Genomic DNA, 12,030 nt, shown 5'->3' on the forward strand with positions numbered 1-12,030 from the left:
CGCGCTCGGGACCGGCGGGGTCAGTCCCAGGGGTTGGTGTCGTCGGCGGGGGTGGCGTCCCACGGGTTCGTGTCACCGGTGGGGGCGCTGTCCCACGGGTTCGTGCCACCGGTGGGGGCGCTGTCCCACGGGTTCGTGCCACCGGTGGGGGCGCTGTCCCACGGGTTCGTGCCACCGGTCGGGGTGGCGTCCCACGGGTTCGTGCCGCCGTCGACGACCGAGGCCCTGGCGGGCGCGCTGTCCCAGGGGTTCGTGCCGCCCGCCGGGGTGGCGTCCCAGGGGTTCGTGCCACCGTCGACCACCGCGGTCCCGGCGGGCGCGCCGTCCCACGGGTTCGTGCCCTCGGCGAGGGCGTCCTGGGCGCCGAGCAGGGTCGCGGCGGAGACGGTGGCGGCGAGGGCGGCGGCCTTGGCGATCGCGGTGATGTTCATTTCTTCTCTCCCGTTCCAGTTTATTCTCTCTGGCGTTGGGGAAAAGGTATGACGGGATTTAATCCCGTCCCTATCGCGCCATTTATCTCCCGCCTATCACGGGTTGCCCCGAGCCGTGATAGCGCTATTCACAGCTCGCTGACCTGGTCATACCAATCCAAGCCGCACCGCGTGGGCGACCGCGTGCGCCCGATTGCGCGCACGCAGCCGCGCGGTCAGCTCGTAGATGACGTTCTTGACCGTGTGCTCCGAGCAGGCCAGTGCCGCGGCTATCGCGGAATTGCCCAGGCCATCGGCCATGAGCTGGAGCACGGCGGTCTGCTTCGCGGTGAGCGCCTCGACCTGGACCACGCCCTCGCCGGAGCGCCCGAGCAGCCGCACCAGCGCCTGGTAAGGGACGACGCCGTCGCCGTGCAGCGCCGAGTGCACCCCGGCGACCAGCCGGGACAGCGGGGAGGCCACCGGGCACAGCACGGCGCTGGCGCCCATGCGCACCGCCCGCAGCACGCCCGACGGGTCGAACGAGTCCGCGAGCACGAGCAGCCGGTCGACGCCGGGCCGGAACTCGGCGGGACAGGCGTCCAGGGCCTCGTCGACGGACTTCGCCGCCAGCACCACGACCACGTCCGGCCCCGGCGCGTCGACCAGCACCATGCCCGCCTCGCGCAGCCGCGCCGGGACGTCGCGCGCCACCGGCCCCACCGCCGTCACGTGCACCCGCACCCCGCTCACAGCAGGCCCGCCCGCAGCGCGTAGGCCACCGCGTGCGCGCGGTTGCGCAGCCGGAACCGGCGGGTGATGTCGTGCACCACCGTGGTGACGGTGCGCGGCGAGTAGCACAGCTCCTTCGCGATCTCCCCGGTCTCGCGCCCCTCGGCGACCAGGGCGAGCACCGCGCGCTCGCGCTCGCTCAGCCCGCCGCCCGCCAGCGCGGGCGAGACGGGCTCCCCCACCGCGCCCTGCAGCCGGTCGAGCAGGTCGGGGGGCACCGTGCAGTCCCCGACGGCGGCGGCCATGACCGCGCGGGTGAGCCGCCGCGCGTCCGCGTCCCGGCGGCGCAGCAGGCCGCGCACCCCGGCGAGCACGGCGTGCAGCGCCTGCACGGCCGTCACCTCGGCCACCACCAGCACCACGGCGCCGCGCCGCGCGCGGGCCAGGTCCAGCACCTCCCGGTCGACCGCGTCGACCAGCACCACGGCGACCCGCGCGGACTCCGCGGCCTCGCCCTCCACCACCACCAGCTCGGGGCAGGCGCGCAACGCGCTCGCCGCCCCGGCCTCCAGCATCGGGTCCCTGGCCACCACGGCCACCGGCACCAGCGCGCTGTCGACTGCACAGATCTGCTCCACGTTCGCCTCCAAGCGATTCCGACGGATGACATCGCGTGAGACTGATTCCGCCCACGAGGATCGGCAGACCGGCTATCACGGCGAAATCCCCGACTTATCCACGGGACGTGGACACGCGTACGGGTGACGGGGGCGCGGGGGTGGAGGCGGAAGCGCGGGGGTGGTGGTGCGGCAGGTCCCAGGCGTGCGGCGGGGGACGCGGCAGGTCGGGCGCGCGTCGGTGGGCGGGGCGGGAACGACGGCGCCCGCTCCCCCCTGGTGGGGAGAGCGGGCGGGAGGTGCGGTCGGGCGCGGCGCCGGGGTCAGCGCATCTCGCGGACCGGCTTGGAGGCGAGCACGCCGAGCGCGGTCACGGCCAGGATCACCGCCGTGCCGCCGAACATCAGGGTCGTGTTCCGCTCCGCGAGCGCCCCGCACAGCACCAGCGACAGCGGCGCGACGGCGTAGCCGAGCACCATGTCCACCGAGATCACCCGGCTGAGCACCGAGCCCTTGATGTTGCGCTGGATCCAGCTGAGCCCGAACACGCCCTGGTAGCCGATGCCGAAGCCCATCAGGAACACCGTCGCCACCGCCTCGGCCGCGCCCTCCACGAACCCCAGCGCGGCCATGCCCACCGCGAGCCACCCGGCGAGCGCGGCGACCAGCAGCCCGACCCTGGGCTTGCCGCCGCCCGCCCCGCCGACCAGGGTGCCGAGCATGGCCCCCGCGGCGAGCGCGCCGTTGAGCACGCCCAGGGTGGTGGAGCCGCCCTGGACCTCGGTGCGGGCGAGGTTGGCGAAGCCCACGGTGAACGGACCGGCGTAGCAGAACGTCACGGCCATGTCGACGACCAGGACGGTGCGGATGCGCGGGTCGGACAGGGCGTAGCGCAGGCCCTCCTTGATGCGCCCCAGCAGCGAGACCTGCTCGGGGGCCGCGGTCTCGGCGACCTGCTCGGGGTCGCGGGGCAGCGTGCGCACCCCGGTCACGCACAGCGCGCACAGCGCGAAGCACAGGGCGTCGACGAGGAAGGCGTAGTTCGCGTCCGTCGCGGCGACCACCACGCCGCCCACCGCCGGGCCGAGCACCGAGGAGACCTTGGCGCCCGCGCCGAGCAGCGCGTTGGAGGCGGGCAGCAGGTCCTTGGCCACCACGGACGGCAGGATCGACATGCGGGCGGGCTGGAAGAAGGCGTCCACCGCGCCGAAGGCCGCCGCCGCCGCGCACAGCCCCCAGAACCCGAGGCTCCCGGACAACCCGGCCAGCCCGACCGACGCCATCACCGCGGCCCGCGCCCAGCTGGACAGCACCATCAGCCGCCGGGTGGACCACCGGTCGCTCAGCGACCCGCCGACCAGGGTGAGCAGGGCGCGCGGGATCGCCTGGAGCGCCAGGACGTAGCCGAGCTGGAGGGTGGAGCCGGTCAGCTCCAGGGTGATCCAGGCGAACGCGATGTAGCTGAACCCGTCACCGAGCAGCGACAGGGCCTGCCCCGCCCACAGCAGGCGGAACGACGGGAGCCGGGCCGGGGCCAGCAGCCGGGCGCCCGCGCCGGTGAACGTGGTGGTCATGGCGGAGACCTTCTTCCTCTCCCCGTGCGGGGGATCGCGCTCGGCGGCGGCGAACGGGCCGACCGGCGGCGAGCGGGGCGGGTGAGCGGGCGGGGCGGACGAGCGGACGAGCGGGCCGTCCGCCGAGGTCAGTACCGGACCGGCAGGGCGGTCAGGCTGCGGTTGAGCAGGGACGGCTGCCAGGTGTGCCGGTCGCCCTCCAGCCGCAGGCCGGGGTACTCGGTGACCAGGAACCCCAGCACCGAGCGGGCCACCAGGCGGGCCAGGGCGGCCCCGATGCAGAAGTGCGCGCCGAAGCCGAAGCCCAGGTGGGCGGTGTCGGCGCGGGTGACCTGGAAGCGGTCCGGGTCCGGGTAGCGGGACGGGTCGCGGTTCGCGGCGGCGGTCACCAGGAACAGCCGGTCACCGGCGCGCACCCGCGCGCCGGACAGCTCGAAGTCGCGCGACGCCAGGCGGATGGACATCTTCGACGGCCCGTCGAACCGCATGGCCTCCTCCACCGCCGCCCCGACCAGGCCCGGATCGGCGCGCACCGCCGCCAGCTGCTCCGGGTCGAGCAGCAGGGCGCGGGCGGCGTTGGCGATCAGGTTGCTGGTGGTCTCCCCGCCCGCGAAGGCCATCTGGGTGAGCATCCCGACGAACTCGTCCTCGGTCACCTTGTCCCCGACCTGCCCGCCCGCGAGGACCGCGCTGATCAGGTCGTCCTGCGGGTCGGCGCGGCGCTTGCCGACCAGGTCCGCCAGGTACTCCTCCAGGTTCACCAGCGACTGCAGCGAGGTCCGGTACTCGCGCTCCTCCTGCGCCCCGCCGAGCACCAGCTCGCCGACCTTGGCGTTCCAGTACCAGAACGACGCGTGGTGCTGCTGCGGCACGCCCAGCCAGCGGGCGAACACCAGCGCGGGCAGCGGCTTCGCGACGTCGGCGATCAGGTCCCCGACCCGCCCCGGCACGGCCCGCCGGGTGAGCAGGGCCCTGGTGACGCGCTCGATCAGCGGCCGGTAGCGGTTGATGGCGCGCGCCGAGAACTGCTCCTGGAACACCTGCCGCAACCGCCGGTGGTCCGGCGCGTCGGTGAACACCATCCAGCGGGACAGGGTGCCGAAGGCCCGTTCGGCGCTGTCGCGGGCGCCCTCGGGGACCGCGTCCCTGAGCGGGCCGACGCGGTCGGCGGACGCGGCGGGCTCGCGCAGCGCCCCGACGAGCTGGGCGTGCCCGGTGACCAGCCAGGCCCGGTGCAGCGGGCTCCAGTGCACGGGGGCGTGGTCGCGCAGGGCGTTCAGGTACGGGTACGGGTCGGCGTTGACCGCCGGGTCGAGCAGGTAGCGCTCGGTGAAGACCGGCGCGGTGAGGGGCGTGGTGGGAAGCGTGGTGGGGGGCGCGGCGGGGGCCGGGGCCGCGGGTTCCAGGGTCGTCGGTTCCAGGGTCGTCGGTTCCAGGGTCGCGGTCATCGACGGGCCTCCGCCCTGATCGCGCCGAGCAGGTCCGCGAACGCGCGGGCGTTGGGCTCGGCGAGGATGGTCATGTGGTCGCCCGGCGACACGTGCACGGTCAGCCCGCCCAGCGCCAGCTCCCGCCAGCGCTCGACGTACTCGGCGAACCCGACGTCCAGCCCCGGCATCGGCTGCCCGTCGGGGATGGCGGCGGCCTCGGAGCCGACGACCAGGTGCACGTGGCCGGGGTGCGGGCGGGGCTCGTAGTCGGCGAGGGCGGCCAGCAGCGAGTGCCACACCTCGATCGGCGCGTCGTGCGCCAGGTCGGCCTCGGTGGGGGCCATGCCCGCGCCGAGCAGGGTCTCGCGCAACCACTCCAGCACCGCGTCGCGCTCGGCGCCCGGCTCCAGCTCGCGGGCCCAGTCGCGCAGCTCCAGCGCCCCGGCCAGGTCGGCGGCGACGCCGAGGAGCCGGTCGCGCGCGGGCTTGTTGGGCAGGTAGGGCTCGACGAGCACCAGCGGTTCGGCGGACGCGCCGCGCTCGTGCAGCTGGGTCGCCATCTCCAGGGCGAGGTTCGCGCCCATCGACCAGCCCAGCAGGGCGCGCGGGGCGTCGCCGGGCAGCTCGGCGACGTAGTTGGCGGCGATGCCGCGCACGGTGGTCGGGTCGACGCCGCCGAGCAGGCCGCGCGCCTGGAACGCCAGCACCGGGCCCTGCGGGAGCGCCCTGGCCAGCGGCACGAACCAGGCGGCGCTGCCGCCGGTGGGGTGCACGCAGTGCAGCGGCTCGCCGTCGCCGTCGCGCAGCCGCACCTCGGAGCGCACCTCGCGCGGCCCGTCGGGCGCGGTCTCGGCGAGCCGGGCCGCGAGCTGGGCGATGGTGGGCCGCTCGACCAGGTCGCGCACGGTGACCGGCACGCCCCTGGAGCGGGCGGTGGCGGCGACCCGCACGGTGGACAGGGAGCTGCCGCCGATGCGGAAGAAGTCGTCGTGCACACCGATCTCGGCCAGCCCCAGCACGTCCCGCCACACCTCGGCGAGCACGACCTCCGCCGGGGTGCGCGGGGCGGTGTAGGCGGCGCCCGCGCCGTCGCGCTCGGCCGTGGGCAGCGGCAGCGCGCCCCGGTCGACCTTGCCGCTGCGGTTGACCGGCAGGGCGTCCAGCACGACGAACCGGGCGGGCACCATGTAGGCGGGCACCCTGGCGCGCAGCGCCCGCCGCAGCGGTTCGGCGTCGGTGACGTCGCCGACCACGTACGCCACCAGCGCGGGACCGCCGGGCAGCTCGCGCAGCAGCACCACGGCCTGCGCGACCTCGGGCAGCTCGCCGAGGGCGTGCTCGACCTCGCCCAGCTCGATGCGGAAGCCGCGCAGCTTGACCTGCGAGTCGCGCCGGCCCGCCCACTCGATGCCGCCGTCCGCGCGGCGGCGGCCGAGGTCGCCGGTGCGGCACAGCCGGGAGCCGGGCGGTCCGTACGGGTCGGGCACGTAGGTGTCGGCGGTCAGCCCTGGTCTGCCCAGGTAGCCGCGGGCGACGCCGAGACCGCCGAGGTGGATCTCGCCGACCACGCCGACCGGCACCGGCTGGAGGTCGGGGTCGAGCACGTAGGCGGTGGTGTTGCGGAAGGGCAGGCCGATGGCGGGACGGCCGCCGCCGGGCTCGCAGACCTGCGCGGTGGTCCACACCGAGGTCTCGGTGAGGCCGTAGACGTTGTGGAAGCGGCGCCCTGCGGACCAGGCGTCGGCGATCTCGGCCGGGCAGGCCTCCCCCGCGACCTGGAGCGTGGCCAGGTCGGGGAACTCCTCGCCGGTCATGACGGCGAGGGCGCTGGGCGGCAGCATGGTCGCGGTGATCCGCAGCTCGCGCAGGGTGCGGGCCAGGTCGGGGCCGGGGCGCAGGGCGTCCTTGGGCGCGGTGCACAGGCGTCCGCCGTTGGCCAGCGCCCAGGTCATCTCCAGCACGGAGGCGTCGAAGCTCGCCGAGGCGAACTGCAGGACCCGGTCGGCCGGGCCGGGGCGCACCAGGTCGCGCTGGGCCTCGGCCATGGTCGCCAGGCCCCGGTGCGGGATCACCACGCCCTTGGGGACGCCGGTGGAGCCGGAGGTGTAGATGACGTACGCGGCGGCGTCACCGTCGACGGCCTCGGCCGGGACGAGCGGTCCGGTCCCCTCAGGCAGGGGCCGGTCGAGCAGGGTGGTGGGGCCGTCGAACGGGACGGTCCCGGCGAGGGCGCTCTGGGTGAGCAGGGCGCGCATCCCGCTGTCGTCGGCCATGAACGCGAGCCGGTCGGTGGGCAGCAGCGGGTCCATGGGCAGGTAGGCGCCGCCGGCGTGCAGCACGGCCAGCACGGCGCGCACCAGGTCCGGTCCCCGGTCGACGCAGATGCCGACGATCGACTCCGGTCCCACGCCCTGCGCGCGCAGCCGCCCGGCGAGCAGGAGGGCCTGCTCGTGCAGCCGCCCGTAGGTGAGGTCCTGCGGCCCGTCCTGGCCGAGGTGGGTGAGGGCGACGGCGGTCGGGTCCTGCGCGGCGACCTGGTGGTGGAACGCGGTGGTGGCGGGCGCGGACACCGGGCCGCGCGAGAGGACCAGCAGGTCGTGCTCCCGGACCGCGCCGCCCGTGGTGGGCCGGGTGACCGGGCCGTCCGGGTCGGCGGCCATGGCCTCCAGCAGGTCCCGGAACACGTCGGCTACCTGCTCGGCGGTGGCCGGGTCGACGCGGGTCGGGTCCACGTCCAGGGTGAAGCCGTTGACGCTGGTGTTGACCAGCAGCGGGAACAGGGTGCGGGCGATCTCCAGCGACTCGTCCCAGGTGTCGCCGCTGAGCCGGTGGAAGTTGACGTAGTTGAACACCGCCTCCACCAGGTTCGGCTCGCCGGGGCGCAGCCGCGCCATGTGCGCCATCGGCACCCTGCGGTGCGGCAGCACCGCCTGCTCGGCGGCGAAGGTGTCGCGCACCAGGTCCAGCCAGGTGCGGCCGGTGCGGCGCACCCCGAACGGCACGGTGTTGAGGAACAGCCCGCGCATCCGGTCCGCGCCCGAGCGCTCGGGGCGGCCGTTGGTGACCAGGCCGATGGAGTGCCCGCCGACCGGGTCGCCCGGCTCGGCGAACAGGCTCATGGTGTGGTGGAAGGCGGTCAGCAGCACGGTGCGGCGCGGCACGCCCGCCCGGCGCGCCAGCTGCCCGATCGCCTCGGTGAGGCCCGCGAAGGAGCGGCGCACCTCGTGCACGACCTCGGCCCCGCCCGGCTCGCGGTGGCCGAAGCGGACCGGGCGGAACTCGGCCAGCTCCTCCCGCCAGTGCGCCATGCCCTCGGCGGAGTCGATCGCGGCCAGCTCCAGCGCCACGTACTCGGCGAAGCGCGGCGACGGCGGCAGGTGCGGGCGCCCGCCCCGCACCGCCTGGCGGTGCAGGTCGAGCAGGTCGGCGACCAGGGAGGTCAGGCTCCAGCCGTCGAGCACCACGTGGCAGTCGGTGATGCTCAGCCGCAGCTCGCGGTCGGTGAGCCGGTGCAGGTGCAGGCGCACCAGCGGCGGGGCCGCGAGGTCGAAGCGGCGGGCGAACTCGGCGTCCACGTGGCGGCGCAGCGCGGCCCGCTGCTCCTCGCGGGACCGGCCGCGCAGGTCGGTGAACCCGACCGGCAGGGCGGCCTCGGGGTGCACGAGCTGGAGCGGTTCGCCGAAGCCGACCAGCGCCACCGAGCTGCGCAGGATGTCGTGGGCGCGCGCCACCTCGTCGGCGGCGGCCTGGAACGCGGCGAGGTCGAAGCCCTCCGGCACGGTGATCTTCAGGTCGGTGACGTTGTGGTACGCCGCGCGGTGCGGGTCCGACAGCATCTCGTGCAGCATCCCGGCCTGCAGCGCGGTGAGCGGGTAGGCGTCGACCAGGCCCTCGGGCAGCCGGGCCCGGTCGGCCGGGTCGAGCAGCGAGAACGGCTGCACGGGGTCGGGCTCGGCGGCGGCGTCGCCCGCCAGCGCGGCCAGCTCGCCCAGGGTGCGGGCGCGGAAGACGTCGGCCACGCCCAGGCCGAGCCCCGCGGCGCGGGCCAGGCCCACCACGCGCAGCGCGAGGATGGAGTCGCCGCCCAGGTCGAAGAAGTTGTCGCCCAGGCCCACCCGCCCGGCCCCGGTGACCTCCGCCCACACCGCGGCCAGCGCCCGCTCGACGGTGGTGCGCGGCGGGGCGTGCTCGGCGCGGGTGCGGGCGCCGCCCGCCTCCACGGCGGCGAGCGCGGCCCGGTCGATTTTGCCGTTGGTGGTGAGCGGCAGCCGCTCGTGCCGCACGAACAGCGCGGGCACCATGTGCTCGGGCAGGCGCTCGCGCAGCCGCTCCCGCAGCGCGGACGGGTCGAGCGCGCCGCCGGTGAGCACGACGTGGCCGACCAGGCGGGCGCCCTGCGGGCCGGGCTTGGCGACCACGGCGGCGTCGGCCACCCGGTCGCAGCCGCGCAGGGCGCTCTCGATCTCGCCCGGCTCGACCCGGAAGCCCCGGATCTTGACCTGGTCGTCGGCGCGGCCCACGTAGGACAGCTGCCCGTCCGGCAGGACCCGCACCAGGTCGCCGGTGCGGTAGGCGCGCCGACCGCCGAGGACGCCGCGCGGGAAGCGCTCGGCGGTCAGCTCGGGCCGGTTGCGGTAGCCGCGCGCCACGCCGTCGCCGGTGATGTGCAGCTCGCCGACCGTGCCGACCGGGACCAGGCGGCCGTGCCGGTCCAGCACCACGCCGTGCTGGCCGGGCAGGGGACGGCCGATGGGCGAGCGGTCGCCGTGGTGGTCCCAGATGTCGTCGTCGGTGATCAGCCGGTGGGTGACGTGGACGGTGGTCTCGGTGATGCCGTACATGTTGACCAGCGCGGGCTTGCGGCCGGGCGCGGTGAACCAGTCGCGGTAGTCGTGGGTGTCGAAGGCGTCGCCGCCGAACACGACGGTGCGCAGCGCGAGGTCGTCGAAGGTGCGGCCGTGCTGGGCGAGGTGGGCGCGCAGGCCCTTGAAGGCGGCCGGGGTCTGGCTGAGCACGGTGACGCGCTCCTCGCGCAGCACCGCGTGCACGGCCTCGGGGTCGCGGGTCTGCTCGCCGGTGAGCACGACGGCGCGACCGCCGGTGGCCAGCGGGCCCCACAGCTCCCACACCGAGAAGTCGAAGGCGGCGGAGTGCATGAGGGACCACACGTCGCCGGGGCCGAAGTCGAAGCGCCGGTCGGCGGCGGCGAAGAGCCAGGCGACGTTGGCGTGGGTGATCTCGACGCCCTTGGGCGCGCCGGTGGAGCCGGAGGTGTAGATGACGTAGGCGAGGTCCTCCCCGAGCACCGGGGTGGCGGGGGCGGTGGGCGGCACGTCGGCGGGCTCGTCGGCCGGGTCGATCAGGGTGACGGGCAGGCCGTCCAGCGCGCCGCGACCGGTGCCGTCGGCGACGACCAGGTCCACGCCGGCGTCGGCGACGGTGAACTCCAGGCGCTTGCGCGGGTGGCGCGGGTCGAGCGGCAGGTACGCGGCGCCCGCGCGCCACACCCCCAGCAGGGCCACCGCGAGGTCCGCGGTGCGCTCCAGGCACACCCCGACCAGGCTCTCCCGGCCCGCGCCCAGCGCGCGCAGCCGGTGGGCGAGCGCGGTGGACCTGGCGTCGAGCTCGGCGTAGGTGAGCGAGCGCCCGCCGCCGGTGACGGCCACCGCGTGCGGGGTGGCGGCGACGTGGTCGGCCACCCGGTCCAGGACCAGGGCGGCCCGCCCGGTCTCCGAGCCCGCGACCGCCGGGCCGTCCGGTCCCAGCAGGAACTCGCGCTCGGCGTCGGTGAGCAGCGGCACCGAGCCGAGCCGGGCGTCGGGGCGCTCGAAGAACGCCCGCAGCATCGCGACGGTGTGCGCGGCCAGCCGGGCGATCGACTCCGGCTCGAACAGGTCCGGCCGGTAGACGAACGACAGCCGGTAGCCGTCGCCGCGCCCCACCGCCTCCAGGGACAGGTCGAACTTGGCGCTGGTGAGCGCGATCGGGAACGGCCTGGCCACCGCGCCGCCGAGGGCGAACCCGTCGCCGCCGCCGGACTCGGCGTAGGAGAACAGGACCTGGAACAGCGGGTTGCGCGACAGGTCCCGCTCGGGGCTGAGCTCGTCCACGACCCGTTCGAACGGCAGGCCCTGGTGGCTCAGCGCCCCGAGCACGCGCTCCCTGGCCCGCTCCAGCACCTGCGCGCAGGTGGGGTCGCCGGACAGGTCGGCGCGCATGACCAGGGTGTTGACGAAGAACCCGACCAGGTCCTCGGTCTCGGCGCGGTCCCGGTTGGCGGTGATCGTGCCGATGGCGACGTCGTCCTGCCCGCTGTGGAAGCCGAGCGCGGCCTGGAAGGCGGCCATGACCGTGGTGAACGGGGTGGTGTCGGCGGCGCTGACGGCGGCGGCGAGGTCGGCGGGCAGGTCGACGGCGTGCACGGCGCCCTCGTGGGAGCGCTCTCGTGGACGGGGGTGGTCGGTGGGCAGCTCCAGCGGGGTCAGACCGGTGAGCGCGGCGCGCCAGTGCGCCAGGTCGGCGCTCTCGTCGCAGGCGCGCTGCCAGGCCGCGTAGTCGGTGTACTCGATCGGGGTGGGCTTGAGCGGGGACGGCCGCCCGGCGAGGCGGGCCCGGTACAGCTCGCGCAGGTCGCGCACCAGCACGTCCAGGGACCAGCCGTCGGTGACGATGTGGTGGGCGGCCAGCACGAGCACGGGGTCGGTGGCGCTGTCGGTGCCGGTGCCGGGGGCGGCGGCGCTGGTCCCCGCAGCCGGGTTCGCGCCGGTCGCGGCCGGGACGACCAGGGTGGCGCGGAAGGCCGGTTCGGCGGCCAGGTCGAAGGGGCGGGTGGCGGCGGCGTGCACGGCCCCGGTGAGGTCGTCGGCGCGCCCCGCGGGCAGCTCGACGGTCGCCAGCGGCGCGCCGCGCGGCAGGATCCGCTGGTGCGGGACGCCGTCCTCGGCGGGGAACACCGCGCGCAGCTGCTCGTGCCGGGCTGTCAGGTCGTCCACCGCGCCCGCCAGGGCGTCGGCGTCGAGCGGGCCGGTGAGCCGCCACGCGGCGGGCAGCAGGTACTCGGTGCCGCCGGGGGCGAGCTGGTCCAGGAAGTACAGCCGCTGCTGCGCGGCCGACAGCGGCGCGGTCTCCGGCCTGGGGTCCTGGCGGGGGATGCCGGTCGGGCCGCCGGTGAGGCCGCGCAGGCGCCGTTCGAGCAGGGCGCGGGCGGCGGGCGACAGACCGGAGCGGGCGGGGTGGGTCTGGGAGGTGGTCATGGCGTGCTCCGTCC

6 protein-coding genes are annotated in these 12,030 nt (G+C 75.9%); all 6 read right to left on the reverse strand.

All coding sequences use genetic code 11. From position 1 onward, the window contains the following. Positions 1-20: 20 nt before the first annotated feature. Positions 21-431, reverse strand: a complete 411-nt coding sequence (locus AMIR_RS17805) for a hypothetical protein (RefSeq protein ID WP_015802350.1) — start codon at positions 429-431, stop codon at positions 21-23. A 147-nt stretch (positions 432-578) separates the two neighbouring features. Next, the gene (locus tag AMIR_RS17810; RefSeq protein WP_041837944.1) at positions 579-1,154 is read right to left on the reverse strand and encodes a helix-turn-helix transcriptional regulator; all 576 of its coding nucleotides are present in this window, start codon (positions 1,152-1,154) and stop codon (positions 579-581) included. Positions 1,155-1,159: 5 nt separating this feature from the next. After that, the gene (locus AMIR_RS17815) at positions 1,160-1,780 is read right to left on the reverse strand and encodes a helix-turn-helix transcriptional regulator (RefSeq protein WP_015802352.1); all 621 of its coding nucleotides are present in this window, start codon (positions 1,778-1,780) and stop codon (positions 1,160-1,162) included. A 302-nt stretch (positions 1,781-2,082) separates the two neighbouring features. Beyond that, positions 2,083-3,333, reverse strand: a complete 1,251-nt coding sequence (locus AMIR_RS17820; RefSeq protein WP_015802353.1) for an MFS transporter — start codon at positions 3,331-3,333, stop codon at positions 2,083-2,085. 128 nt (positions 3,334-3,461) lie between these two features. After that, positions 3,462-4,781: a cytochrome P450 gene (locus AMIR_RS17825; protein WP_015802354.1), complete on the reverse strand. Its 1,320-nt coding sequence runs from the start codon at positions 4,779-4,781 to the stop codon at positions 3,462-3,464. Further along, a complete protein-coding gene (locus AMIR_RS17830) occupies positions 4,778-12,016 on the reverse strand; it encodes a non-ribosomal peptide synthetase (protein WP_015802355.1) in 7,239 nt (2,412 codons plus the stop codon). Before AMIR_RS17830 ends, AMIR_RS17825 begins: the two co-directional genes overlap by 4 nt. Between the last annotated feature and the right edge of the window lie 14 nt (positions 12,017-12,030).

The sequence above is a fragment of the Actinosynnema mirum DSM 43827 genome, assembly GCF_000023245.1.
In the GTDB taxonomy this organism is placed as follows: Bacteria; Actinomycetota; Actinomycetes; order Mycobacteriales; family Pseudonocardiaceae; genus Actinosynnema; species Actinosynnema mirum.